Here is a 25,990-nt window from a genome sequence, read left to right as displayed (position 1 = left end):
TTTATGCCCTTAATTTCCAAGAAGAAAAATCTTATAGATGGTTACAGGGAAGAAAGATTTTGGGTAAATAATCAAGAATATCATGGCTCAATTATAATTTTTCCTGAAAAGGTGATTAAATTGAAAGAAAGTGATATAAATAACAAGGAGTATTTTAAATCTTTTTTAACAGAGGAAATAGAGATTTTGATAATAGGTACTGGTAAGATACGCGATTGTTCAATGAAGTCTTATCTTATGGAGCAAAAGAATTTAAATTTTGAATTTATGACGACGGGTTCTGCATGCAGAACCCATAACGTTTTAATATCTGAAGATAGATTTGTTGTCAGTTATCTGATAGCATGTTAGAGATATTTACACAGAGTTTTTTTATAAACAGTCTAATTGCGGTAATTATGATTAGCCTAGTCACAGGAGCTCTAGGGTCATTTATGATATGGCAAAGGTTATCGTATTTAGGTGATAGTTTGTCCCATTCTTCATTGCTTGGTATTGCACTTGCTTTGATCTTTAATATCAGCCCATCGGTAAGTATAATGCTCATTGCAATTATGTTTGCTATACTACTTTCTCTTAATTTTAATAAATTATACTCTGCTGATACGATATTGAACATAGTTACCAATGTAGTTTTATCATCGAGTTTAATACTTATGTCTTTTCTTCCATCAGGTAATAATAGTATTATTAGCTCACTTTTTGGTGACATATTAATGATTGACCAAAGTAATATAATATCAATTTTTCTAACCTCCGTAATAGTTACTTTGATATTAATATTTAGATGGCGCTATTGGCTGATGATTTCGATTAATCAAGATTTGGCAACAGTTGAGAAAGTACATGTTAATTTTGTTAGGCTAGAATTTTTGATTATACTCGCTATCTTTATTGCAATTTCTGCTCAATTAATAGGAATATTACTCATTGCTGCATTTTTGTTAATACCTGCTGCATCAGCAAGACTCATTTCAAAAACTCCAATGCAAATGATTATTGTTGCAACAGTTTTTTCTGTGATTTCTGGAGTATCAGGTTTGATATTATCTGCAAGTTTTGACTTATTAACTGGACCTGCAATTATACTTATCGCAGCTGTGTATTTAATCATTGCTTATTTTATAAGATTGGTGTTAAGTAGATCGACTTAATTTTGGTCTCGGAAGTTCATAATTCATTAACAAATGAGTGTAACTATCTGAGCGTAAAGTAGTTTTTGCTACGTTGTTTTTATGTGCTAATTGTTAATTTGTGGAGTGAAAGATATGGCCGAAGGATTTTTTTCTAGATATATAGGACAGCCTATAAAAAATTTTTATAATTATGTTACGGGAAAGAAAGAAGTGTCTGATGATATGCAGAATACAGCAAATCAAGAAAGCTCAGAATTGTTGGAAACTGATGTGCAATCAAATGATGTACCACCAAGTAGTGATAATATAATATAGATGGCATGAGAATCACGCCATCTAAAGTTAAAAAATTCCTTGAGAAACCCGATACTTTAAGTGGTGTATTAATTCATGGGAGTGACAATAGTAAGGTCGATATTTTTGTACAGGAAATAATTGCCAACTTGAATGAGTATTCAGTTCAGGTGATGGATTTTGCAGTAGTGAATAAGTCGCCTGGCTTGTTATTTTCCGAGTTGGCAAACATTTCGATGTTTACTAAAAAAAGGTTAGTTAAGCTGATAAATGTCAGTGGAAGTATATCTAAAGAGTTAAGAAACATATTGGATCATAATATAGGCGATCATTATATAGTAATGATAGCAAATGATCTTCCATATAGTTCTACAACTAAAAGTTATATGGAAAGCTCAAAAATTTTCGGTGTCATTACCTGCTATAAGGACAGCGGTAGTAATCTTTGTGATATTATATCAAGTTACTTGAAACAAAATGATATAGAGTGCACAAGTGAGATAATCTACCACTTGCAGTCTTATTTTAATCATAGCAAACTGCCTATATATTCAGAGCTTGAAAAATTAGTTTTATATCTAGGAAAAAGAAAAGATCTTAAACTTGCTGATATAGATCTATGCTTTTCAACCTCCGGCAATGATTATGTTACACTTGATAATCTGTGCTCTGCAATAGTGAGTAAAGACATGGGACAATTCATCAAAATTTCCGATGTATTGATATTACAAGAGAATTTTTCACCGATAGCATTAATCCGTATTATATCAAATTATTTTCTACGGCTAGAAAGCGTTTTGCTGTTAATACAAAATGGAATGAATGAACAAGCTGCAATTGACCAGCTGAGTCCTCCATTGTTCTTCAAACAATTGCAGAGTTTTAAATCTCATTTGAAAAGTTTGCAACTTTCAGAACTTAAGAAGATCTTAGAAAATTTGATGAGCTTGGAAGTGACTTGTAAAAGAACTGACTTGGACCATAAAATGATCTTTCAGCATGAGATTAACTATTGGTGTTATTCGTTCAGCAGAGTAGTAAAATAAGGTAGACGAGAAAAAACAACTAAATGTTGTCATGAAAGTAGCTGACACTGGGATCCAGAAATATGGGATATGTGTAGAAGTTATTTTAAAATACAACGTTTTGGCAAGATTATGGATTCCAGTGTCAAGCACTGGAATGACAGGAGCAGAAACTGGAATGACAAGAAATCTAATATTTTCACATTTCCTGAACAATGCTTATTGGTGTCATTCAAATACATTCGGTGCATTTAAACCTTTTGTATGATTTTCTTCTAACCTTGCAACAATGCTCTCTCTACCGATAAAAATTAATAATTTAGCGAGTTCTGGACCTGTTTCTGTTCCTGTTAAAGCGAGGCGCAACTGCATAAATAGATCTTTTGCCTTTATATCAACTGTCTGTCGAATATTTTTAACCCACTCTGATAATGTGTTTTCATTACAATCACCTTTAGGCAATGAACTTAGCGCTATTTTTATAAACTCTTTATTAAGAACCACAGGCTCTATACCAAATTTGCATGTTTTCCACCATTTGGCCACCTCAGAAAACTTTTCTATATTACTCCTTATAAAATACCAAAACTCTGAGCCAATTTGACTTAAACGATCTTGCACCATTTCAAATGGCATTTGTTGCAGCACTTTGCTATTTAGCTTATACATTTCACTCAAGCTGAATTGTGCAGATGCTGAGCTAAATTTTTTAATATCAAATGAGTTAATTAAAGACTGCATATCAACATGAGCTTCTATCGGATCAGATGTGCCAAGTTTTGCTAAATAGCTAGTTAGCGCCATTGGCTCAATCTCATCTTCTCTTATGGACTTAATATCCAACCCACCTTTCCGTTTCGATATCTTGCTATCATCAAAATGTAGTAGGGGAAGGTGAGCAAATATAGGAATTTTCGCTTTTAATGCTTTAATAATTTGGATCTGAACTGCGGTATTAGTTACATGATCTTCCCCGCGTACAACATGGGTTACATTAAAGTCAACATCATCAACAACAGAAGGTAACATGTATGTATAAATTCCATCTTCTCTTTTTACCACAGGATCGCTAATGTGAATTGTTGCAATATTTATTTCACCTTTAACTTCATCATTCCATTTTACAATTTCGTTTCTATTCAATTTAAATCTGAAATGTGGTTTTCGTCCTTCTTGCTCATAACGAATTTTCTCTTGCTCAGTTAGAAGCAACGCACCTCTATCGTAAACAGGGGGAAGACCTTGTTTTAATTGCAATTTTCGTTTAGTGTCTAATTCTTCTCTTGTTTCATAACATGCATAAATATGACCTTCTTTCATTAACTGTAAGAACACCTCGTTATAGCTCTCAAAACGCTCTGATTGTTTAAAACTTGAATTCCAATTTATGCCAATCCATTTTAGGTCTTCTATGATATTATCTACATATTTGATATCTGAACGCTCAAGATCAGTATCATCAAAACGTAGTAAAAATTTTCCATTTTGATTACGTGTGTACATCCAACAAATGAGTGCAGTGCGTATGTTTCCTACATGTAGGTAGCCAGTTGGGCTTGGAGCGAATCTTGTTAGCATTTAAATGATTACTTTAGTTTATTTTAATTTTATATAAATGTACTGCTAAAGCAAGATTCTTCTTTGTCTTGGTGTTAGTTGCTACAAAGTACAGCGAACATGAAACCTTTTTGTTAGAGTTCCATGATCTGCCTAAAATACTCTGAAAGCACGGCTTTAGTTATTTACTCTAAATATATTATACGTATACTTGTTATTAAATTAAATTTGAAATGATAAGAAATGAGTGAATTTAAATCAATCCGCAATATTGCAATAATTGCACACGTTGACCACGGAAAAACTACTTTACTTGATAACATGTTAAAACAAAGTGGCACGTTTCGTGAGAATCAAGAAGTTCAAGAACGAGTGATGGATAGTGGTGATCAAGAACGCGAACGTGGGATTACAATACTTGCAAAATGTACGTCAATAATGTGGGGTGATGAGAAAATCAATATCATTGATACACCAGGACATGCGGATTTTGGTGGAGAAGTGGAAAGGGTGCTCTGCATGGCAGATGGTGTATTACTACTGGTTGATGCTGCAGAAGGTCCAATGCCACAGACTAAGTTTGTGTTGTCAAAGGCACTAAAGGCAAATTTAAAACCGATTGTGATAATCAATAAGGTTGATCGACCAGACAGCAGAATTGATGAAGTACTAAATGAAATATATGAGTTATTTTTTAACCTTGATGCAACCAACGAGCAACTAGATTTTCCAGTACTCTATGCTTCAGGTAGAAATGGTTGGTGTGCTAAGGAGCTATCTGATGAGAGAAAAGATTTAAGCCCATTATTTTCAACGGTGATAGATTACATAAAACCTTCCGTTTATGATCAAAATGCACCTTTTGCTATGCTAGTTACTTTACTTGAATCTGATAAATTTCTTGGCAGAATATTGACAGGAAAGATTTACCAAGGAATCGCGCAAGTTAACTCAGATCTTAAGGTAATTGATCTTGATGGTCAAGTGGTTGAGCGAGGGAGATTAACTAAGTTACTCTCATTTTCTGGCTTAAAACGCGTTCCAGTAGAGCAAGCTGTAGCTGGTGATATCATTGCCATTGCAGGACTTGAGAAAGCTTCAGTTTCAGACACTATAGCAGCACCAGAAGTTACAACTGCGATCAGCTCAACTCCAGTTGACCCGCCAACAATGGCGATTACTATAAGCGTTAATGACTCACCTTTTGCTGGGCAAGAGGGAACAAAACTTACCTCAACTGTTATAAAAGATCGTTTATATGCAGAAGCAGAAACAAACGTTGCAATTACTGTAACTTTGGCTCCAAGTGGTGAAGCATTTGAAGTAGGTGGACGTGGTGAGTTGCAGCTTGGGGTACTGATTGAAAATATGAGAAGGGAAGGTTTTGAACTTTCAGTTTCACGGCCTCGAGTGCTGTTTAAAGAAGAAGATGGCAAAAAACTTGAACCTATAGAGGAAGTAGTAATTGATGTAGATGATGAGTATAGTGGAATCATCATGGAAAAACTTAGCTTTCGAAAAGGTGAAGTAACTGATATGAGACCTTCTGGTAGTGGCAGAACTAGGTTGACATTTTTAGTGCCATCAAGGGGATTAATTGGCTATCAAGGAAAATTTTTAACTGATTCTCGCGGCACTGGTATAATCAACCGTTTATTTCACAGTTATGCTCCACATAAAGGTTCAATTTCCGGAAGGCGTAATGGGGTTTTAATTTCAACAGACAAAGGCGAAGCAGTAGCGTATGCAATTTTCAATCTGCAAGATAGGGGAATTATGTTTGTTAAGCCACAAGATAAGGTATATTGTGGTATGATTGTCGGTCAGCATAGTCGTGACAATGATTTAGAAATAAATGTACTTAAAGGTAAGCAATTAACAAACGTAAGAGCTTCAGGTAGCGATGAAGCTATAAAGCTTACTCCACCAAAAATAATGACACTGGAGGATATGATAGCATATATAGACGATGATGAATTGGTAGAAGTAACTCCAAAATCTATACGTTTGCGTAAGAAGTTCCTCGATCCAAATGAACGTAAACGTGCAGGAAGGGCGAAGAATAAAGAGTAATCAACGTTCCTGATAAAAAGCTGGATGAGCTACTCGGATAACACCATCATAAAGGGAACCAGTGTCAGTTACTTGAGCAGGTACTGGGATGACAAGAGAAGGCTACAAAGGTGTCATGCAAGTGGCTCATCCAGCTTTTTTATAATCATCGAAAACATTGTATTTTAACATTACTTTTATACTTATAAGTTTCTAGGCACTGGATTTGTTGTAGACTTACTCTATCACTTTACCCTCTTATTTTACCACTCTCCTGCCTATATATTTTTATATGAGGATTTTTGCAAAAGTTTCGCATTTTTTGTAACATGATTTTCAGTATGTGTAACCTAAATGCAAATTGATCACGAAACTAGTGTAATTATTGAGGCCATAGAGAAATTTGGTGGTGAGGCAAGGCTTGTTGGTGGATGTGTTAGAGATTCAATTTTACAGCGTGACATTCACGACATCGATCTTGCTACTAATCTGCTGCCTAATCAAGCAGTTAAAGCGTTAAAACTCCGTAATATAAAAACTATTCCAACTGGCTTAAAACATGGAACTATTACTGCGATTTTAAATAAAAGATCCTTTGAGATTACAACGCTAAGGCATGATGTAAAGTGTGACGGTAGACATGCGAAGGTAGAATTTACTAATGATTGGCAAGCTGATGCTTCAAGGCGCGACTTTACGTTTAATGCTCTTTATGCAGACAAATATGGCCATATATACGACTACTTTGGTGGCATTCAGGACTTAAAAGCACGAAAGTTAAACTTTATAGGTAACGCTGAAGATAGGATTAAGGAAGACTATCTACGTATTTTAAGAGCGTTTCGTTTTCACGCTAAAATATGCATAGGAGATTTAAGTGATGAAATATTGGATGTGTGCAAAAAGCATTCGCACATGATTCAAAACCTCTCTGGAGAGAGAATAAGAGAAGAAATATTTAAACTCTTGGAATGCAATGATCCTGCTCCAACACTTAAGAGCATGCAAAAATCTGATGTTTTACAAAAAATTATTCCAAAAGAAGTAAAATGCGAAATTTTATCTTCACCACTTCTTATCAACACTAAACCTCCTACAAAACCCTCAGCGTATGGCCATACGCCTTTCCTAGATCCCACAATCGATGCACTAACAAAATTAGCGTTGCTTATTAGGACTGCTGAAGATAGAGTTAGTCTTGGGGAAGAAGTGAGCAAGTTTTTACGTCTTTCAAATAAGCAAAAGAAAAAAATATTATTTTTATTATCAAACAATATCAAAACAGAGCTTTCAGAAAAAGAGCAAAAGAAATACATATCTTTATTTGGTAAGGAATTATATTGTGACTTAATGAAGATTTGTGGTATTGAGTCTGAAATAAATGTTGATGAGTATATTTCATTTGCTAAGATGTTTAACATTCCAAAATTTCCTTTATCTGGTGATGATTTAATAACTATAGGTCATCAACCAGGGAAAAGTTTAGGTAGAAACTTGGAATTGCTACGACAACATTGGGAAGACAGCTCCTACACTTTAACAAAGGAGGAGCTGATACTTTATGCTAAAAGTTTTATCTAGACATTGCTTCTTGCTTCACACTTACCGGAGTGCTATTAGTGTGACTCATGGAAGGATTAGGTGTTAATTTGTATTTTTCTTTAGCTTTCTTTGTTAATTGATACTCGTTTACTCCTCCTTGAGTCTGATTACACATTCCCTGATTTGGGGATAAAAATGTATCTCGTATGCTTGATGCTAGTTCTAGTACTTGAATATTAATTGAAAAAAGTTCCATTTGAGCTTTTGTTAACTTCTGCACAACAAATTTTGTGCATGAATCATTATTGCTATCATTTCTGTTAGCCAAAAAAACTGTGAAAGAATTTAGTATTGCTTTACTATCTTCTTCATTTAAATACAACTTGTTTACACAATTTTTAACAAAATCTCCATTTTTAATGGAATGTTTTTTACCAACTTCTGTAACAACTTTGTTAACATTAGTTTCTATGATCGCTCTTCCAGATTGAACCAAATTCTCTTCCAACAGTGCAAGTAACTTATCACTTTTAAATTTATAACCATTTTGATATGGTAGAGATTGTATAGTTTTCTTAAGCACGTTATGGCAAAAGTGTTTTTCTTTAAATTCAGGAAAACCTTTTTTCAACTCTTTATTTTTATCAGATAAAAAGTTATCGAGGCTCTTATCTCTAAAAATCTTGTTAGGAAGATTCTGCAATTTTGAAAGAGTTGATTTGGTAGTTGATTTTGTAACAGACGCTGTATCTAGCGCTTTAGCTTTTGCTTGTTCTTTAGTTTTTTTATTCATACCTTCTGACTCTGTATCAACATTTCTCTTCTCTTTTTTCAATTTCAGTAACTCTTGATTATTTAACAGTAGTTGTTTTTGTGACTGTTCTTTCACAATTGACAAATTTCCCTTTTCAGCTAACAGACCTTTTTTTTCTTCCTCTAGTTTTGTAGTATCAGCTTTCGCTTGATTTTCTGTTCCAGCTGATTCCCACTCTTTACTTTCTTCTAATGTCTGTACTTTTTCTTGTAATTTGTTCACTTCACTTTCCAAGTCTTTTTTCTTTATTTCAGCAGCATTTAGTTTACCTTCCCAATCACTTTTGTCTTTCTCTAATTGTTGCTGAGTACTTTTCAATTTTTTTCTAAGATCCTCTAATTCAGCATCTTTTTCCTTAGCTTGTTCTAATTCTGCTTGTTTCTCCTCAAGTTGATTTTTTAATTCCTTTATTTTAGTATCATATTTGTTTTTCCACTCAATAGCTTTACTTTCTAAATCTGTGTTTTGCTCTCTTAGGCTTTCATTATCTTTCCTCACAGTTTCATTTATATCTTTATTTTCACGAAATGAATTTATTAAATTATCTTTTTCCCTTATTCTTTTCTCTTCTTCAATTATAATTTGCTGTTGTTCGTTCTTTTTATTCTCCATTTCCTTTTGTTCTAATGCTTTATTTAATTGCGTTAAAATGCCTATTTTCGCGTCTTTTTCTTCTACCTTTACTGAGAGCGTTTCTATTTTATTTGCAAATTCTTTATTGCGCTCAATTAATTCTTTCTGCAAATGTAATATCTCTTCAGACTTTTTCTTCAACTGTACTAAAAATTCTTCTCCTCTTTTTCGTGCAACTTCTGCTAATTCTTTATAACTCTTTTCAAGTTCTGCAAGTTTAGACTTTAACTCTCTATTTTTCTCTCCTAAGAAATCATTTCCTGATTGTAAGCTTCCAATCTGCTGTGCTTGATTATTACAGAGCCCAATAAATGCTTCGAGTGCCTGACTTACACCTTCCAGTTGCTCCTTTAATTTTTCATTCTTATCCTCTGTCTCAACAAATTCAGTCTGAATTTCTGTATCTTTAAATGTAGTTTTACCTTCACTAATTATTTTACTTTGGACCTCTTGTGCTACAACTTCAGAAATTTGAACACTTTGATCTACTACTTCGGGAGCATCAGTTTGAACTCCATTATTCAAAATAACTTTATTGTGGTGTAGGATATTCTCTGCCCATTTATTCCATCTCCCTGGCAATATTCGTCCGATTGTTTTTAGATATAGCCAAGCAAGCACAGTGGATAAGCTATATTTTTTTTCCTTTTGTTTAATACTAGGTTCGTCATTAATCTTATTTTTAGTATTTACCATAAAATTACCTAATTTTTAAAGTATTGAAGTTATATATATTAATATAATTATTAAATAAATAATAATATAAATGTTAAATTGTGTGAAAATTTTTATAGATTTTAAGTAGAAATACACATGTTCGTAAGCACAGAATTTGCTTTTTCTATTGCTCTTGCTAACATTTCTTGTTCATTGTAATGATTCTTCACATTGATTACCTGAGCTGACAAATTTGCAGGGAAAGTGACTAAACTAACTTCCCATAGCTCCACTTGTTTTAACACTCGAGCTCCGCTTTCATGATCAACATCATACTCTATCGGTATATAGCCAATCGAAAGCCCGTTAATAGTTCCAGTTTTTAGCATTAAATATGCTTCCTCTGCTTTTTGAATACCAAAAAGCAAATGTGCAGTTATATATAGGCCAACATCATTTTCGCAAATATCTGTAATATTACCTATAGGCTCACTTGGGTTGTGCTGCCAAAGAAGTTTTATCTGACTTTTATTTAAGTTGTTCTTAAATGCTCCGGGTAATATCAGATCATTTTGCTTATCAACTATATTAAAAACGCTCGCATAGCCAGAAAATACTCCGTTTTCTTCTATGCTTTTTATTGATAATGGTGAATAGAGAAATTTCTTATTCATAAGTCCTCCTTGTAAATTATGGTATTGGGTTTGCCAGCGCTCTGAGCCAGCTTAAAATGTTGTATAGATTGTTTTCCTATATCTCAGGATGAGTATAAGGCACTACAATATAATTCTATTGTATGCAGTGCTTTGAAAATGGGGAAGTACTTTTTTAGTTATAAAATTTGTCATTTTATATACATAAGGGTAGGGTTTGTTGCACATTGGGTTGTTCAACAGCAGCGTTTTCCAGATTTGTAGAAACAGCTTCATTTGTAGGATTAATTATTTTTCCTAGAAGGAAGCCAAATCCCAAAGAAACAGCGGCTATAAAACCATTCATTAATGACTCTGTCCATGTTTCTCCCTCGTATTCTTGATAGATTTTAGAATATATCATTGTGCCTAAGAATGCTCCAATCATTGATCCAACCAGTTTACTTGTTTCAGCTACTCTCTGTCTTCTCAACTCAACTTCTCTTAGACCTTTATTATTGGCTTCATTCAGGTTTAAATTTCTTTCCAACTCTTCTGATGTTTTCTCCTCAGCATCTTGGGATTTTGTTGATGAACTTTTCTGTAAGTTTTCTAATTCTTGTGTGTCCATCAACACCTCACTATTAAAGCTTAAGTACAAATCATACAGCACTATAATTGTTTAGTCAAGGTAAATACTAGTATATTAAGTAAATATTTACTATATTAATATGATTGCTTAAATTCACAACTAATTGTTTGGGGGAATAAAAAGATTGTGTTTTGTAGGTGATTTGCGTAGTGGAAGGTGTTACCCCAGTTTTACAACACTGGGATAACGGTAAAAGTAGCTATATGCTCTGTCCTTGAATATTTTGTTGTTCAGTGGTAGCATTTTCGGGAGTGTTAAATAAACTGTGTCAAATCGCATTTTTAGTTCAACTCGATTTTTAACCTACCAGGAAAAAAGATATCAAGTTGAGAGATAGTAAAAGCCCAATCATGTATAGGCATAGTCCATTTCTCTCCTGCCTTCTTTATAGCACAATATACCTATTCATACAAGGCATTTGTGCTAGTAAATGAGCCCTTAGTTTTAGTAAATTTTCTGATCTGTCTATGTAACCCTTCAATAGGATTTGTGGTATAAATTAACTTTCTTACAGGGCCGGAATATTTAAAATAACTAGACAGATTTTCCCAATTATTCTCCCAAAACTAAAGTATATTTTTCTCCCCATTTTTCCTCCAGTTCAAGTAAATAATTCTCGGCTATTTCTCTACTTGATATGTTTTTTTCAAATCATTCATGAAAACTTTTGCTCGATACATATTTCAGTGAATTTCTTATCTGATGTACTATACATTTCTGCTTTAGGAAATACGCTATTTATAGCTGTAGGAAAGCTTTTTAACACAAGCTATCAGAATATCATCTACTCCTCTCTCCTTTAGGTCATTTAGTACTCCCAACCAGAACTTCACTTTCAGCCAAATAAAAACCCAAAACTTCTTTTCTGCCATTTTGCTAATATGTTATACATACATTTGCTTACACAATGCCCGTCCTCCTTGACCTTAAAAAACCATGAACACTATTGGATATACAGATTGCAGCGGACGACTGCGCCATTCGTTGATTACCGGTAACAATTTGTCAGTAATACTTGATATCTCTGCTGCAGATATTTTATATTTCTTCTACATGCGATGCTATATCCCATGCCACTGGCATATGTACTTAAAACCTTTGCTTCAAGTTCGGTTTGTTTGCCTTTTTCTGACTACTTGTGGCTCGAAACTTCCTTCTCTATCTCTTGGTGTCAATAGTTCAAATACTTGTCCGTAAAGTCTTTGAATTTCTTCGTTTGTTTTCTTTGCTTTCAGCCGACAAATGGTTTTCTATCTCGCCTTCCCTCTAGCAGTTTTTTTATAAATGGTGTTAATGCTCCATCTCTTCCTGTCAATGGTCTTCCTTCTCGTATAGATGATAAGATATTTGTTTCTAATTCTTTATAGTCTACCAAACCGGTAGTTGTGTTTGCTTGACTCATTGTCAAACCTCCATTTTTTTATCAATTTATTACTTTACTTCTCGGTTTGACACAGTTTATTTAACACTCCCGCCTTCCTGGATAGATATGTACTCTTGTATAACCTCGTCTGTCAGAACTTACGGCTCAATATCCACGTGCCCAAAGGTGCCTGCCCCAAAATTGCTTCCTTAGACTTGCAAAATCTTGCATCAGCAACCTTGAACTTGTTCCTTTCAAAAGTTGTACAATTTTACTAACACTTTGCTGTGGTTTATATGATATAAACATATGAATATGATCTACTGCAACTTTGCCTGAGATAATTTGGATCTCATTTTCCATAGTAACCTGCCTTAACAGCTCCCTAACTCTAACAGCAATTTGGCCTATTAGCACCCTTTTGCGATATCATACCAAGTGTACTTTCATATCGTACTTAGAGTGTGCATTATACCCATAACGTCGCATACGCGACTATTGTAACTTGCCCTTCGCCTCAAGGCGGGACAATCCCCGAAGGGGGACACTAAAAAATTTCTTCCTTAAGTTGTGTAATGTCAGCTTGAGGAAGACCAGTAGATTCAGCTATTAAGTCAATAGATACACCAGCTTCAAGTAAATTTTTTGCCACTGCTATTTTAGCCTGTTTTTCGCCCTCTTCCCTACCTTCCGCTTTACCTTTTTTATGGCCGATTTGGATGCCTTTTTGAGTAGCATCATCGAGTTTTTGTTCTAAGATAGCAGCTTCTTTCTGTAAATCCATTACCCTTTCTTCATAAGCTATAAGATCCTTCTCATTCCAATGAAACTTATCTAACTCATCATATGCTAGCTTTATTATTGGTGATTTTTCTGCTATTTTTCTTAAATCTTCATCGGTCGTTTCTTCTGCATATTTGAAGAAAAATAGCCAACGATCTACTACATTTTCTAGCTGCTCTTCTCTACTCTTAGGAAACTTTGGTAACTCAATGAAAATAAATTGAAAATCTTTTAAGTCATGCTCGTTAGTTTTTTCATCTCTTATGGTATGGCTAGATATATAATCAAGCTTATCAGGAAATAAATTACAGTTAGAAATAGCAATAAAGAAAACCTTCTTTAAATCAATGTACTTACCACCTTTATCAGCCTGCCTTGAGTAAGCCTTAGCAGCATATAATTGAGCCCGTTTTTCGAAGCCTTTATCACGAGCGAGTTGCATCTCAATCACGTATCTGGCCCCAGTAGAATCTCTGCACAGAACATCGACAATACTCTGCTTATCAGAGGCAATTTCAGGGTCCATAATGGTGCTAAGGAATTCAACTTCTTGTATAGTATTTATTTCAGTAAACCCCAAAATATCATTCAAAAAGTGGATAAGGATATTCTTATTTTTTTCAGTACCAAAAATTTTCTTAAATGTTAAATCAAGCTTAGGATCTAAAAATCTTGAGAGAGCTATAGAAAATCCACTTAAAAAGCATTAATAATTATACACAATTGTGAAGAAATATTCAACTAAAATTCAAACATAGAAAGAAGCATCCCTTTTGTATATCTTTATTTGGTAGTATTAACCTGTATAATATTTATGACAAATACCTCGATAAGGTACCAGATAGCACAAAAAGTAAGGAGCTGGAGGTTAAAACAAAAATATACCCTGAAAAACTTAGCAGACAAGGCAGGCATAAACTATCATACACTGCTAAGATATGAGCAAGGAGCATGTGGCATTCCAATTGGAAGGCTAAAAATCCTAGCAGAGTCGTTATCAATCCCTATTAGAAATCTCTTTCCAAGACAAAAAGTACTAAAAGAAAACAGTTGTTTTGATAAAGCTAAGATCCAGGAAATGTATAATTTCATAGAAAAATACAAAAGAATAGAAGGACGCAAAGCAATTTATGCATTAACCAAATCTATCCGAACTGAGGAAGAAAGTAATATAAAAGCAGCAAGAATAAAAATTGCAAAGGATCTAGTTAAGGTAGGGCTTGATACTGAGATTATCTATCAAGCAACAGGCTTATCAACCGAAGAATATGCTGATAAAGAGAGATACGAGCCAAACAGAGGACAAGAGATAAAAAAGTGGAAGAGGCTATACGCAAGAAGAATTAGCAAAAAAGCTTAATATAGGACCCTCACAGATACATCACTACGAGCAAGGGAGTGTTACGATTTTAAGTGAAAGGTTATGGAAAATAGCAAGAGAATTATCAGTGGATGTTGAAGATTTGATAAAGGAATATAAAGAAAATGATTGCAAAGATGGTGAAGCAGAAAATGAATTATTAAGTTGGGCAAGAGAATATAGAAAAATTGATAATCAAGAATCACTAGATGAACTGAATATATGGGTAGAATTTTTATTGCAAAGAAAGCAAATTTACAAAGAGAAGATTGATAAAGTAGAGGAAATGAAAGTTGCAAATAATTTACTCAAGTTAGGTTTTTCTACTGATGTTATTTCTAAAATAGTAACAACTTCTTTTACATAAAGAATTAATTTTCAATTAGATAAAATAAGCATCTGTTAATATCTTAATTTCTTGATGAAAAAATAAGTAAAAAAGATTGAAAAATTGATTTGACTTCACTCGAAAGCTATGGCCTTATGCCAATGCTGATAAAAAACAGCAGTAAATAATTAAAAACAATTTGTTATTAACGAGGAGTATATTTTATGAATAATGGTAAAAAACTTACAGAAGAAATTGAGAGAGTACTACAAAGGGTTCTGTCGCATTTGTAGGGAAGTAGAAAGAAGAATGATATAATTGTCTAAAAAAAAGCAAAGATGTTTCGTATCAATCAAAAATTGTTGCCATATTTCAAAGGATTTAGCTTTTCAGCGGATGTTATCTGTATACATGAAATGTCGATTCTCTTTGAGCTATCGAGATTTGGAAGAAATGATGAGTATAAGGGGAGCAAAATGCTACGTTACAAAGGTGGGTTATCACCACTGATAGATGAGGCAGTAAGGAAAAGAAAGAAGCAGGTTGGTAGTAGTTGGAGAGACTTACATTAAATTAAACGGTAAATGGGTTTATTTATATACTGTAGACTTGTGTGTTAGTAGAGACAAGTCTGCAGCACTTGCATTCTTTCGTAAAGCCTTCAGGAGTAACTATCTTCCTGAGGAAATTGTAATTGATAAAAGCGGCAGTAATACTGCTGCTCTTGATGATTTGAATGCAGAAATTTCTGAAGATTACAGTTCTTCAAATAAAATATCTAAATAATATTGTTGATAGATTTATCAAAAAACTAATAAAGCCAATGCTTGGGTTTAAAAGCTTCCATTCCGCAAAGATTACCATCACAGGCATAGAAAATATTCGTATGATTCAAAAAAGACAAATTATTAAAATAATGTTTCTACTTTTGAGAATTTTGCTATGTTAATGGCTTCATAACTCCTATAATCCCACCTTTTTTCCTATGGTTTATAGATTCGACAGAACCTTTTTTTTGACTCTGTTGAATTAAAAAGGCTAACTACAGAACGGCCAACTCAGTCTAGTCTTGTAACGGCTTACTAAGGATTCTTTAAATATCGATCCTCAAAAAAATCGGCGTAGGTTTAGGCAGTGTAATGCCTAAGCTTACACATGCGTTGCACAGAGATTTTAAATCACGTTGTTCTTTTGGAATTTGCAACTGATCGAGTATCATTTTTGCTGACTTTGGAGCAATTGGCTGCAGCAAAATGCCAATCATTCTAATGTATTCAAGTAATTTGTAGATTACTAGATCCATGCGCTCTCTATCGGTTTTACTGAGTGTCCAGGGTGCACTTTTATCTATGTAAGCATTGGCCTTGGAAGAGATATTGATAATCAGGAGTATAATCTGGTTAAATTCATACTTTGATAGATGATCCATTACTTGATCAATTATGGCTTTGCAATTTGGTAAACTCTCATCATCTTTAAGCAAATTGCGATCGACCACTGGTACAACTCCAAAGCATTGCTTGTGCAGAAATGAAATTGTTCTTTGCACTAAATTGCCTATATTGTTTGCCAGCTCTGAGTTTATGCGGCTGATCATGTTCTTCTTACTGAAATTACCATCTTGACCGAAACTTGCTTCCCGAAGGAGAAAATAGCGTAGTTGATCAACACCAAACTCTTCTGCCAGACCAATTGGATCTATAACGTTACCAAGGGATTTGGATATTTTTTCCCCCTCGTTCAGCCACCAACCATGAACTGCAATTTGCTTTGGCAGTGGTAAATCTGCTGCAAGAAGAATAGCTGGCCAGTATACAGCGTGAAAACGCAATATGTCTTTACCGATCACATGAACGTTGAAGGAGTTTGTCCAAAATTTCTTATATTCCTCATCTTCTATATTAGGAAAGCCTATTGATGTGAGATAGTTAGTGAGCGCATCTATCCAAACATAAATTACGTGCTTGTCATTCCCTGGTACTTTTATTCCCCAATTAAAACTAGTACGAGAAATCGAAAGGTCAGTAAGTCCTGATTTTACAAACGATACCACCTCGTTTTTTCTGCTCTCAGGAAAGATGAAATTCGGCTGATTTTCGTATAACTCTAGTAATTTATTTTGCCAACTTGACAAACGAAAAAAGTAGCTCTCTTCTTTTATCCACTGAACTTCAGCACCTGTTGGTGCTCTGCCATCTATCAACTCTGATTCCTGATAAAACGCTTCATCACGAACTGAATACCAACCTGAGTAAGAATCCAGATATATTTGCCCTCTCTCTTCAAGCCTATTCCATAGAGCTATAACTGCTTTTTCATGACGTTCTTCTGTGGTGCGAATAAAATCATCATAATCAAAGTTCATTAGCTCAGCCAATTTTCTGAACGTAACACTTATTTCATCTGTAAATTCTTTTGGCTCTATTCCCTTTACCTTAGCCGCTTTTTCAATTTTCTGTCCATGTTCATCTGTACCAGTGGTAAATTTGACGTTCTTTCCAGCTAATTTCATAAATCTAGCTGTAACATCACAGATAAGGGAAGTATATGCGTGGCCGATATGTGGCTTGTCGTTTACGTAATATATTGGCGTAGTGATGTAAAAGCTCTCAAATTGCTCCATCTTGTAGTGCTTAAAGCTTTATCGTATCTGCACTAGTAATAAAAATCAATATATATCCTATCGTACAAGCAATCTGAAAAGCCATTATACCGCTGCGTTTTGCAGCGGTATAATGTGAGTAACTTACGTTTGAGTTGCTATGATATTGTTGTCCATAACTTCACAACTGTACAAACATTCATCTGTGAAAGCAGTGTGTTAAATATTATAGCAGATTTTGCCTCAAACACAAAAGTGTCATCCCAGTGCCCAGACACTGGGATCCAGAAAAATTAATTGTAAACAAACGACTATACAACATGTTCAATAAAATTACAAAAAAGCTGGATTCCAGTGTCAAGCACTGGAATGACACTATTTGCTGTACAATTTACCTTCTACAATCAATATTATATCCATGATTTCCAGAATGTTTTTCCGCATTAGAATGAGAAAACAACCCACCAGGTCTGGTGTCATCATAAGAAGGAGCACTTGGAGCAGTATTAAAATCGTAAGGAGGTGGTGCCTCGCGATGAGAAGAATCTCCCAAATCATATCCAGGTCCTGATTTATGATAGTTAATTACCGCTTCTTCAGCCTTCTTAATATTTTCTGACTCTTTCTCATGCTTCATATGAAAAGCCACACCACCAGCAAGACACACAAGAGAATTAATGCCAAGAATGACTAAACCCCAAACTGGTAAGACTGGGTTAATAGCGCAACCTATCAAAGCTGCTAAAGAAATTGCACCAACTGCAAATTCTATATTTCTGAACATTTTAAGTTGACTATCTAGATAATCTATTTTTTCTGACTTTCTAGCCGTTTTTTCGCTGCTGTTGTACCAAACACACATTAAAGCATGGAAAGCAACACACGCAACTACAGCTACTATCCCTAAAGCTAATAATTTCCTGCTGTCTTCTGAGTCTTTTTTCTTATCTTCTCTGCTTTGGTAGCCAACAGTATCAAAACCAGGGTTATTTATAACTGTAGTACGACCACCAAACAGGTTGCTAAGTAGTAAATAATCCCAAAAATCTAAACCTCTATTATCGTTTATATGTACGTGCGTGACTTGAGGGCCTGTAGTTTGTTGCCTATTGCTTCTATCATATTCTGTACTGTGCTGATCATTAGTTGGATTACTGCGCTTAAATCCCTTATACGCATCTTCAAAAATTTTATCACTCCAGTTCTCAATATTTTGCATACCACAAGAACATAAAAATTCTTGAACACCATTGTCACTGCCATTTTCTTTTATATAGGCAAGTGCATACCTTTTTAAAACACTATCACGCATAAAAGTTCCCCCTAAATTAAGGTTAAATTAATAAACATTTATTATAACAAAGTAAAGTTTACTTGTCAATTCAACCATACCCTAATACCCAGTTAATATCCTTCCCACCAGTTCTTTTACTGTCGGTACGTAGCCATTTTCATAAAATGGGTCTTGCTTAAATCTGTACACATTGTGTCCAGAAAACATGAGTTCATTTTCAACATTGCCGTCATGTACAATGTTTTGCAGTGTCTTTTGTATACAGAAACTCCGTGGGTCTGGCTTTCGCCCTGTTGAATGGTCACCATGATCTTTCCAATTGCTAAACAGACAATGGCTTAAACATCCCATGCAATTAATTTGATCTTGTCTTATTTCCGCAAATTTGCCTGGTGTCACAAAAATAACAGTTGTATCTGGAGTTTTCATTACCTCTGTATACCCTGCTTTAATCCATGCATTTGCTAGCTCTTTGTCTTTTACAGTGAGGTAAATCTTTCTACCTCTGCTACCCATTGCAAATTCATTATTAAACTCTCCGCTTGCACTTTCCGAAAATTTTATTTGACGTGAATTCCTCTCCTGTAGCTCACGTATGAAGTTATTTCTTACTGCAGATGAGTAAAACCCTGTTGGACTAAATTTGTTTAAAAATACATCACCTTCTTCTAAAGTAAGTAACTTCTTTTTCCACTCTGTAGAAATCGGGCTTTCTTTTGTTAAAAGTGGACGAGTACCAAGCTGAAAAGCTATTGGTCCGATTTGTAAATTGTCAAACCAATGTTCCCAATCCTTCAAATGCCACACTCCCCCTGCCATAACAATTGGCGTTTCAGCAAGACCAACTTCGTTCATGAAAGATCTAAGCTCTGCAACTCTTTCAAATGGAGCCTGTAGTAATTCCGGATCTTCACTATTACTTAGTCCATTGTGACCACCAGCAAGCCACGGATCCTCGTATACTACTCCACCAAGTAAAAAAGAAGATATTTTTTGGTAAGCACGTTTCCACAACGCTTTAAAAGCACGTGCTGATGAGATAATGGGGTAGTAATAAACTTGATATTTAGCTGCAATTTCTCCAAGCCTGTAAGGCATACCAGCACCGCAAGTGATGCCATGAACTAAGCCTTTTGCTTTTTCTAATATGCCATGAAGGACTTGTTCTGCTGCTCCCATTTCCCAAAGCACGTTCATATGTATTCTTCCACGGCCCTTTGATATTTCATTCGCTATTTTTGCTTGACTAACTCCAGCCTCAATACTATACTTGATTAACTCTTCGTGCTTTTCATTTCTTGTTTTACCTTTATAAATTAGTGGTACCAGCTCGCCATTGTCATCGATAAGTTTAGCATTTGCACCAGAAAACGTACCAACAGCATCCGCTGCAGCAAATGCCCCACTTGATCCTCCATCACTGATTGCAATACCTTTACCGCCCTCAATGATTGGCCACACTTCTTTCCCTGAAATCACTATCTTTTTTATCTTATCTTTCAAAATTTCCTCTTAATCTTTCACTCTATTTTACTTAATTACTAAAAAAATAATAGCTTTTCTTTTTATACCTATGCATTCAGTTTTAAATAGGCATAGGAGATGCTATAAATATAGTTTTATAAGAAATTTGCTATATGATCATAGGTTTAACAGGTGGGATTGCAGTTGGAAAGAGCTTTGTAGCCAATTGCTTTAAAGAATTTGGTGCCGCTTTGTTTGATGCCGACTCTGTCGTGCACCAGCTTTATAAAGTGGACAAAAACATAATAAGTTATGCAGAAGAAAAATTTCATGGGGTAGTAGTAAATGGAAAAATTGATAGAACAGTATTGTCTAAATATTTTTTAGCACATGATGAAAATTGGAAGCAATTCCAGTCTTTAGTACATTCCGCTGTGCGAAATGAATTAGAATTTTTTATTGATCATGAGAAAGAAAACAACAGAAAACTTCTAGTTCTAGACATTCCACTCCTGCTGGAAACGAGATTCCATTTGTATTGCGATTTTATTGTTTTTATCCATGCAGATAGCGTTGTGCAAGCTCAAAGGATTAGTGAGCGTAATATGGATAAAGAAAAGCTGAATCTAATGTCCAGTATTCAGCTACCTATTGAAGAAAAAAGGCAAATGAGTAACTTCATAATCGATAGCAGCGCAAATGTTTTTTCTCAAGTGAAAGACATAATAAACTCGTTAGACCTCAGCACGTGATACGGTTATTTTTCACGAGATTACTCCGAATTTTAGCTGTACTATCAGCAGATTTTACCATTAAAATCTCAAACCTTGAGCCTGCGTTCAAAAATGATTCAACTGACTTACCGAAAAAATCATATCTCCACCCCTTGAATAGTTTATCTATCTGCCCAGATATTGAACCAGCTAACTCATCTTTTGATGAAACTAACTTTCTTGATATGTTATTTTCCTTACATTTGCTCTCTAAAATAATCGAGAGTATATCAAATACAGATTTATCATAATTATCTGACAGAGTATAATTTTGCTGCACAAACTCCTTCTCATTCTCATTGAAAATATTCATAAATTCTAATAAATCTTCCTCTTTTATATTTTTTGTGTTCCTCTCAAGATCATCTAAAACCTCGTCAATACGCTCCACATTTTTTTCAATAAGACCAATTATTACAGCATTATTAATTACTTTATTACGATTGATGTTATAGCGTTGTGCTAAAGTCTCTTGCCACTCACTCACTGCTTTAACAACTAACATTAGCCTCGGATTTGCTTCATAGTTAAATTTAATCCTCCTCCATGCATCTTTTGGACTATGCAAATACTTATTTATATCAACCAATAATTCCATCTCTTCTTGAAACCAACTCATCCTATTACTTTCTTCAAGTTTATTGCACAATATTTGGTATAGATCATATAGATATACCACGTCGTTTATTGCATAGTCTAGTTGATCCTCAGACAATGGACGCCTTAACCAGTCTGAATTTTTAGCTTTAATTTTATCCAGTGCTATTCCTTGATATTGCTCTACTACTTTTGAATAACCAATAAAGTCATGATAATAATGGCAAAACATAGCAGCAACTTGGGTATCAAAAATAGGAGTGGGAACACATTTAAACACAGTGAGTAAGGATTCTATATCCTGCCGGCAGCTATGAAACACTTTGATTATTCCCTGATTTAGCATCATTTTCTTAATGAATGATAAATCAATTTCTGGCACTAATGCATCTACAATAAAACTCTTCTCTCCGTAAGAAATTTGAATTAACGATAATTTTGGGTAGTAGGTTAAATTATTTCTAATGAACTCCGTGTCAATTGCTATAAATTTTGGATCTTTTTCCATCAATTCTTTACATGCATTTTCCAGTTCCGATGTCGTACTAATTAGCATATATTTTTTATTCAGTGGCTATATTTTACCACTTATATTAAATCTTTACAATTGATTGAAATTGAGAGCACAATTGTATAATAACTAACTCTTCTGTAAATATACAGTTTTGCCAGACACAACGGTACGTACTACGTGCCCTTTCACTTTGCGTCCACCGAAAGGCGAATTCTTTGATTTACTAGCAAAGTTGTCAACTTTAATTTCCCATTCATGATCCAAATCAACTAAAATTAAGTCCGCTACAAGGTTTTTCTGTATGCGGCCACGTGGCATATGTATGATATCTGCAGGCTTATATGTCAATTTTGCAAGCACATCAAGTAGACCCATTTGTCCACTATGATATAGTTCAAGTGAAAGGGGCAGCATTGTTTCAAGGCCAATAATACCAAATGCAGCATTTTCAAGTGGCAGATCTTTAGAACTAAGATCATGCGGAGCATGATCGGTTGCAATGCAATCAATCACACCTGTCTTTAAACCTTCAATCATAGCTAAACGATCCTCTTCAGTGCGAAGCGGCGGGTTCATTTTTGCGATTGCTCCGTGTTGTTTTACTATATCTTCAGTTAAAGTAAAGTGATGAGGAGTTACTTCACATGTAACATTTAATCCCAAATCTTTTGCACGTTTAATAGCATCAAGTGAATCTTTTGAAGAGACATGTAAAATATGGTAGTGTACATTTTCTATGTCCTTCATTAGTAGTATATCGCGAGTTACCATAACCGATTCTGATGCACTCAAGATTCCCTTTACTCCCAATTCTTCAGAAATCTTACCCTCATTAATTGCGCCACCAGCAGATAGATTTAAATCTTCTGCATGTTGAGCAATAGGAACACCAAGCATACTTGAATAAAGCAGTGCCTGTCTCATAATCATTGGATTCATAACTGGCATACCATCATCGGTGAACCCAACCGCACCTGCTTCCTTTAAAAGTGCCATTTCAGTTAATTTTTCTTCCGAAGTGGTGATTTTAGCGTAAAATTCCACATTCACATGCGAAGTTTCAAATGCCCTACATTTCAAATACTTAGCCAAGACAACACTATCAATTGCTGGAACAGTGTTTGGCTGGCAAACTACAGTTGTAACGCCCCCTGCAGCTGCAGACTTGCTGCCTGTATATATAGTTTCTTTATGCTCTTGACCTGGTTCACGAAAATGTACGTGAATGTCAATAAGGCCTGGCATTAGAACAAGTCCTTCACAGTCTATTGTTTCATCAACTCCACTTGTTGAAAATAATGATTCGCCAAAATCAACAATTTTACCCCCTTCAGTCAATAATGAACCTTTTATATCAAGTTTAGTTTCCGGGTCAATAATACGAGCATTGGTATACGCAATTTTATAGCCTTCCTTTTGCCCTGTCTGCAATAAATTCCAAATCATATTTGAGTATCGATTATAAAATAAATCTAAAGTTTTTTTAGTAAAATACAACCAAATTAAAGTGATGATATAAAACTAGCAATAAAGAATATTTAAATTAATACTCAAGCAGCTATTCTATAACTACCATTTTCGATTTCAACGTTATTAAGTGCGGTATTTGCGTTATAAGAACAGTAACATCCTACTGCAAGAAAAGTTAATGCAGCTACAGCAAGCGAAACACACATTGCTAAATGAACCATTGTTAGACTTGTACCAACAGCAAATGCTCCAGATAATACAAAAGAAACAGAAGCATAATTACCTTGCCTTTTACTATAAATTTTTGCTTTCAAGAATTTTTCATTTAGCTCTTCATCCTTGCTTTCAGATTGTTTCTGTTGAGTTACTTCATCAGTTAGACCTTGCCTTGTATCATTCAGCTGCCCTTCCGGTTCTGTCGAATCTATAAACCATAGGAAAAAAGGTGGGATTATAGGAGTTATGAAGCCATTAACATAGCAAAATTCTCAAAAGTAGAAACATTATTTTAATAATTTGTCTTTTTTGAATCATACGAATATTTTCTATGCCTGTGATGGTAATCTTTGCGGAATGGAAGCTTTTAAACCCAAGCATTGGCTTTATTAGTTTTTTGATAAATCTATCAACAATATTATTTAGATATTTTATTTGAAGAACTGTAATCTTCAGAAATTTCTGCATTCAAATCATCAAGAGCAGCAGTATTACTGCCGCTTTTATCAATTACAATTTCCTCAGGAAGATAGTTACTCCTGAAGGCTTTACGAAAGAATGCAAGTGCTGCAGACTTGTCTCTACTAACACACAAGTCTACAGTATATAAATAAACCCATTTACCGTTTAATTTAATGTAAGTCTCTCCAACTACTACCAACCTGCTTCTTTCTTTTCCTTACTGCCTCATCTATCAGTGGTGATAACCCACCTTTGTAACGTAGCATTTTGCTCCCCTTATACTCATCATTTCTTCCAAATCTCGATAGCTCAAAGAGAATCGACATTTCATGTATACAGATAACATCCGCTGAAAAGCTAAATCCTTTGAAATATGGCAACAATTTTTGATTGATACGAAACATCTTTGCTTTTTTTTAGACAATTATATCATTCTTCTTTCTACTTCCCTACAAATGCGACAGAACCAACCCCATAGCGTGACGAATGAAGCGTTTTTTAAGAAAATCTGAATTTTCAACTACCATTAAACCAAGATTGCTCAGAACTTTAACGCAAAGTATTCTGTTGGAAAATATTCTATTTAGTCCATCAGTTGCAAGTGCCATAGTAAAATTATCAAAGTATCTATCACGTGAAATTTTCTTCAATAGATAATTACTGCCAACATCAATGCCAGAGGATTTTGCAGCAGTTATTTGTCTAATAACACTCTCTACATCTCTCATTCCAAGGTTAAGTCCTTGACCTGCAACTGGATGGATTGAATGTGCTGCATCGCCAATAAGCAAAATTCTGCTTTTATGAAGCTTTCTCGCAAAAGTAAAACTCAAAGGGTAAGATTTTCTTTCACCCTCTAATTCAATTTCTCCCAAATAAGAACCAAATCTTTTTTTTAGTTCTATGATAAACTCCTCTTCAGATAAGCTCATCAGCATTTTTGAAATTTCGCATTTTTCTGTCCAAACTATTGAAGAAGTATAGCCACCTTTCATTGGCAAAATTGCAAATGGACCACCAGGAAAAAACCGCTCTACAGCTAAGTTTTGGTGATGTAGTTCATGTTTTACATTAAATACCATGCTATTTTGTTTATAATCAAATTTTATTATTGTTATAGAAAACAACTCTGGCAGCTTAGAGTTTTTACCTTCAGCACAGATAAATAGCGATGATATCAATTTTTGATCATTATCAAGAGTAACTTCCACGTATCCTTCGTCACAAGCGATTGTTTTATAGAAACGTGGAGAATATATATTGAGTTTATGCAAAAAATTATTATTAATTGCATTCCATATAATAGCGCTCTTGATTACATAACCCATTGGCTCTTCACCAACCATTTTATGGTCATAATGAACAGTAAATGGGCTATCTCCATCTAATATGCATATATCAAGTATTGGTTCAGCTTCATCTTCTAAGAACTGCCAAATTCCTAATTTTTCTAGTATTTTTTTTGACCCTTGAGAAATAGCAAATGCTCGATTATCATCAACTGCACGTGGTAAACTATTTTTCTCAATTACGGCTACAGATACAGAGTCATTACTCAGGCCAATAGCAGTAATAAGACCAATTAGCCCACCACCTGAAATGATTACATCGTAATTCATTTTATTTACCTAAAATTACATTTTATTCGTTTTGAAAATAGTTTAAACAAACTTCGTAGATGCTGGACTTCTTATCACTACCTTAGTATACCTCAGATTAGTAATAAAGTATTAATTATTTTATGCTAAAATAGGTTTTATTTTATTAAAG

The 25,990-nt window shown here is 34.5% G+C and carries 22 protein-coding genes and 4 pseudogenes; 11 read left to right on the top strand and 15 right to left on the bottom strand.

The window, feature by feature from the left end:
• The first annotated feature begins 3 nt into the window (after positions 1-3).
• The 5 genes from ACICP1_RS03635 to ACICP1_RS03615 all read left to right on the top strand — a co-directional run bounded on the left by ACICP1_RS03635 (position 4) and on the right by ACICP1_RS03615 (position 2,723).
• On the top strand, positions 4-351 hold the full coding sequence (locus tag ACICP1_RS03635) for an Mth938-like domain-containing protein (protein WP_017532635.1): 348 nt from the start codon (positions 4-6) through the stop codon (positions 349-351).
• Positions 345-1,154 (top strand): metal ABC transporter permease, encoded by an 810-nt coding sequence (locus ACICP1_RS03630; RefSeq protein ID WP_007302687.1) that lies wholly within the window; start codon positions 345-347, stop codon positions 1,152-1,154. The genes ACICP1_RS03635 and ACICP1_RS03630 overlap by 7 nt, the downstream gene beginning before the upstream one ends.
• A gap of 114 nt (positions 1,155-1,268) precedes the next feature.
• Entirely contained in the window at positions 1,269-1,451 is a 183-nt protein-coding gene (locus ACICP1_RS03625; protein WP_015588477.1) for a hypothetical protein, read from the top strand.
• Between the two features lie 5 nt (positions 1,452-1,456).
• Positions 1,457-2,476 (top strand): DNA polymerase III subunit delta, encoded by a 1,020-nt coding sequence (gene holA, locus ACICP1_RS03620; protein WP_007302689.1) that lies wholly within the window; start codon positions 1,457-1,459, stop codon positions 2,474-2,476.
• A 31-nt stretch (positions 2,477-2,507) separates the two neighbouring features.
• Positions 2,508-2,723 carry a hypothetical protein gene (locus tag ACICP1_RS03615; protein ID WP_395461095.1) on the top strand — a complete coding sequence of 72 codons (216 nt, stop codon included), beginning with the start codon at positions 2,508-2,510 and terminating at the stop codon, positions 2,721-2,723.
• Here the strand turns inward: ACICP1_RS03615 and gltX are convergent.
• Positions 2,684-4,033, bottom strand: coding sequence for a glutamate--tRNA ligase (gene gltX / locus ACICP1_RS03610; RefSeq protein ID WP_064085301.1), 1,350 nt, complete (start codon positions 4,031-4,033; stop codon positions 2,684-2,686). The genes ACICP1_RS03615 and gltX overlap by 40 nt on opposite strands.
• Before the next feature lie 222 nt (positions 4,034-4,255).
• Here gltX and typA point away from each other — a divergent pair, with 222 nt between their 5' ends.
• Together typA and ACICP1_RS03600 are read left to right on the top strand one after the other, a co-directional pair.
• A complete protein-coding gene (typA, locus tag ACICP1_RS03605; protein WP_395461094.1) occupies positions 4,256-6,085 on the top strand; it encodes a translational GTPase TypA in 1,830 nt (609 codons plus the stop codon).
• Positions 6,086-6,418: 333 nt separating this feature from the next.
• Positions 6,419-7,645: a CCA tRNA nucleotidyltransferase gene (locus tag ACICP1_RS03600; RefSeq protein ID WP_395461093.1), complete on the top strand. Its 1,227-nt coding sequence runs from the start codon at positions 6,419-6,421 to the stop codon at positions 7,643-7,645.
• Here ACICP1_RS03600 and ACICP1_RS03595 read toward each other — a convergent pair.
• The 6 genes and pseudogenes from ACICP1_RS03595 to ACICP1_RS03570 all read right to left on the bottom strand — a co-directional run bounded on the left by ACICP1_RS03595 (position 7,638) and on the right by ACICP1_RS03570 (position 13,825).
• Positions 7,638-9,749, bottom strand: coding sequence for a hypothetical protein (locus tag ACICP1_RS03595; protein WP_395461092.1), 2,112 nt, complete (start codon positions 9,747-9,749; stop codon positions 7,638-7,640). The genes ACICP1_RS03600 and ACICP1_RS03595 overlap by 8 nt on opposite strands.
• A 101-nt stretch (positions 9,750-9,850) precedes the next feature.
• Positions 9,851-10,384, bottom strand: coding sequence for an HK97 family phage prohead protease (locus ACICP1_RS03590; RefSeq protein ID WP_264374754.1), 534 nt, complete (start codon positions 10,382-10,384; stop codon positions 9,851-9,853).
• Positions 10,385-10,559: 175 nt separating this feature from the next.
• Positions 10,560-10,973, bottom strand: coding sequence for a hypothetical protein (locus ACICP1_RS03585; protein ID WP_264377900.1), 414 nt, complete (start codon positions 10,971-10,973; stop codon positions 10,560-10,562).
• Positions 10,974-11,275: 302 nt separating this feature from the next.
• Positions 11,276-12,396: pseudogene (locus ACICP1_RS03580) on the bottom strand (IS256 family transposase).
• 126 nt (positions 12,397-12,522) lie between these two features.
• Entirely contained in the window at positions 12,523-12,774 is a 252-nt protein-coding gene (gene tnpA, locus ACICP1_RS03575; RefSeq protein ID WP_395461091.1) for an IS200/IS605 family transposase, read from the bottom strand.
• A 130-nt stretch (positions 12,775-12,904) separates the two neighbouring features.
• Complete coding sequence (locus tag ACICP1_RS03570; protein WP_395461307.1) at positions 12,905-13,825, bottom strand: Rpn family recombination-promoting nuclease/putative transposase; 921 nt, start codon at positions 13,823-13,825, stop codon at positions 12,905-12,907.
• A gap of 129 nt (positions 13,826-13,954) precedes the next feature.
• Here ACICP1_RS03570 and ACICP1_RS03565 point away from each other — a divergent pair, with 129 nt between their 5' ends.
• From ACICP1_RS03565 to ACICP1_RS03555, 3 genes and pseudogenes are all read left to right on the top strand, one after another.
• Entirely contained in the window at positions 13,955-14,500 is a 546-nt protein-coding gene (locus ACICP1_RS03565) for a helix-turn-helix domain-containing protein (protein ID WP_265042172.1), read from the top strand.
• A 1-nt stretch (position 14,501) separates the two neighbouring features.
• Entirely contained in the window at positions 14,502-14,867 is a 366-nt protein-coding gene (locus tag ACICP1_RS03560) for a transcriptional regulator (RefSeq protein WP_319803547.1), read from the top strand.
• Positions 14,868-15,166: 299 nt separating this feature from the next.
• A pseudogene (locus ACICP1_RS03555) lies at positions 15,167-15,788 on the top strand (IS6 family transposase).
• 133 nt (positions 15,789-15,921) lie between these two features.
• Here ACICP1_RS03555 and metG read toward each other — a convergent pair.
• The 3 genes from metG to ACICP1_RS03535 all read right to left on the bottom strand — a co-directional run bounded on the left by metG (position 15,922) and on the right by ACICP1_RS03535 (position 20,227).
• A complete protein-coding gene (gene metG, locus ACICP1_RS03550) occupies positions 15,922-17,451 on the bottom strand; it encodes a methionine--tRNA ligase (protein WP_353281907.1) in 1,530 nt (509 codons plus the stop codon).
• A 370-nt stretch (positions 17,452-17,821) separates the two neighbouring features.
• Positions 17,822-18,742: a hypothetical protein gene (locus ACICP1_RS03540; protein WP_395461090.1), complete on the bottom strand. Its 921-nt coding sequence runs from the start codon at positions 18,740-18,742 to the stop codon at positions 17,822-17,824.
• A gap of 81 nt (positions 18,743-18,823) precedes the next feature.
• On the bottom strand, positions 18,824-20,227 hold the full coding sequence (locus tag ACICP1_RS03535) for an NAD(P)H-dependent flavin oxidoreductase (protein ID WP_265042286.1): 1,404 nt from the start codon (positions 20,225-20,227) through the stop codon (positions 18,824-18,826).
• Positions 20,228-20,361: 134 nt separating this feature from the next.
• Between ACICP1_RS03535 and coaE the strand changes: the two genes are divergently transcribed.
• Positions 20,362-20,940 carry a dephospho-CoA kinase gene (gene coaE / locus ACICP1_RS03530; RefSeq protein WP_265042287.1) on the top strand — a complete coding sequence of 193 codons (579 nt, stop codon included), beginning with the start codon at positions 20,362-20,364 and terminating at the stop codon, positions 20,938-20,940.
• Here the strand turns inward: coaE and ACICP1_RS03525 are convergent.
• The 5 genes and pseudogenes from ACICP1_RS03525 to ubiH form a co-directional block, all read right to left on the bottom strand.
• A complete protein-coding gene (locus ACICP1_RS03525; protein WP_264375319.1) occupies positions 20,930-22,114 on the bottom strand; it encodes a ribonuclease D in 1,185 nt (394 codons plus the stop codon). The two genes, coaE and ACICP1_RS03525, sit on opposite strands and share 11 nt — an antisense overlap.
• Positions 22,115-22,198: 84 nt before the next feature.
• A complete protein-coding gene (locus ACICP1_RS03520; RefSeq protein WP_395461089.1) occupies positions 22,199-23,518 on the bottom strand; it encodes a dihydroorotase in 1,320 nt (439 codons plus the stop codon).
• A gap of 104 nt (positions 23,519-23,622) precedes the next feature.
• Positions 23,623-23,901, bottom strand: a pseudogene (locus ACICP1_RS03515) (lipase); the annotation flags it as partial.
• Between the two features lie 101 nt (positions 23,902-24,002).
• Positions 24,003-24,624, bottom strand: a pseudogene (locus ACICP1_RS03510) (IS6 family transposase).
• A gap of 45 nt (positions 24,625-24,669) precedes the next feature.
• Positions 24,670-25,839 (bottom strand): 2-octaprenyl-6-methoxyphenyl hydroxylase, encoded by a 1,170-nt coding sequence (gene ubiH, locus ACICP1_RS03505; RefSeq protein WP_264686456.1) that lies wholly within the window; start codon positions 25,837-25,839, stop codon positions 24,670-24,672.
• Between the last annotated feature and the right edge of the window lie 151 nt (positions 25,840-25,990).

It is taken from the genome of Wolbachia endosymbiont (group B) of Ablattaria laevigata, assembly GCF_964277395.1.
GTDB lineage: Bacteria > Pseudomonadota > Alphaproteobacteria > Rickettsiales > Anaplasmataceae > Wolbachia.
The sequence above is the reverse complement of the archived record's forward strand: the minus strand, read 5'-3'. Positions and strand labels throughout refer to the sequence as shown.

Bases quoted from the DNA above. Each gene is read 5' to 3' on its own strand.
- ACICP1_RS03635 (WP_017532635.1), top strand. From the start codon at position 4: ATGCCCTTAATTTCCAAGAAGAAAAATCTTATAGATGGTTACAGGGAA.
- ACICP1_RS03630 (WP_007302687.1), top strand. From the start codon at position 345: ATGTTAGAGATATTTACACAGAGTTTTTTTATAAACAGTCTAATTGCG.
- ACICP1_RS03625 (WP_015588477.1), top strand. From the start codon at position 1,269: ATGGCCGAAGGATTTTTTTCTAGATATATAGGACAGCCTATAAAAAAT.
- holA (WP_007302689.1), top strand. From the start codon at position 1,457: ATGAGAATCACGCCATCTAAAGTTAAAAAATTCCTTGAGAAACCCGAT.
- ACICP1_RS03615 (WP_395461095.1), top strand. From the start codon at position 2,508: ATGAAAGTAGCTGACACTGGGATCCAGAAATATGGGATATGTGTAGAA.
- gltX (WP_064085301.1), bottom strand. From the start codon at position 4,033: ATGCTAACAAGATTCGCTCCAAGCCCAACTGGCTACCTACATGTAGGA.
- typA (WP_395461094.1), top strand. From the start codon at position 4,256: ATGAGTGAATTTAAATCAATCCGCAATATTGCAATAATTGCACACGTT.
- ACICP1_RS03600 (WP_395461093.1), top strand. From the start codon at position 6,419: ATGCAAATTGATCACGAAACTAGTGTAATTATTGAGGCCATAGAGAAA.
- ACICP1_RS03595 (WP_395461092.1), bottom strand. From the start codon at position 9,749: ATGGTAAATACTAAAAATAAGATTAATGACGAACCTAGTATTAAACAA.
- ACICP1_RS03590 (WP_264374754.1), bottom strand. From the start codon at position 10,384: ATGAATAAGAAATTTCTCTATTCACCATTATCAATAAAAAGCATAGAA.
- ACICP1_RS03585 (WP_264377900.1), bottom strand. From the start codon at position 10,973: ATGGACACACAAGAATTAGAAAACTTACAGAAAAGTTCATCAACAAAA.
- ACICP1_RS03565 (WP_265042172.1), top strand. From the start codon at position 13,955: ATGACAAATACCTCGATAAGGTACCAGATAGCACAAAAAGTAAGGAGC.
- metG (WP_353281907.1), bottom strand. From the start codon at position 17,451: ATGGAGCAATTTGAGAGCTTTTACATCACTACGCCAATATATTACGTA.
- ACICP1_RS03540 (WP_395461090.1), bottom strand. From the start codon at position 18,742: ATGCGTGATAGTGTTTTAAAAAGGTATGCACTTGCCTATATAAAAGAA.
- coaE (WP_265042287.1), top strand. From the start codon at position 20,362: ATGATCATAGGTTTAACAGGTGGGATTGCAGTTGGAAAGAGCTTTGTA.
- ACICP1_RS03525 (WP_264375319.1), bottom strand. From the start codon at position 22,114: ATGCTAATTAGTACGACATCGGAACTGGAAAATGCATGTAAAGAATTG.
- ACICP1_RS03520 (WP_395461089.1), bottom strand. From the start codon at position 23,518: ATGATTTGGAATTTATTGCAGACAGGGCAAAAGGAAGGCTATAAAATT.
- ubiH (WP_264686456.1), bottom strand. From the start codon at position 25,839: ATGAATTACGATGTAATCATTTCAGGTGGTGGGCTAATTGGTCTTATT.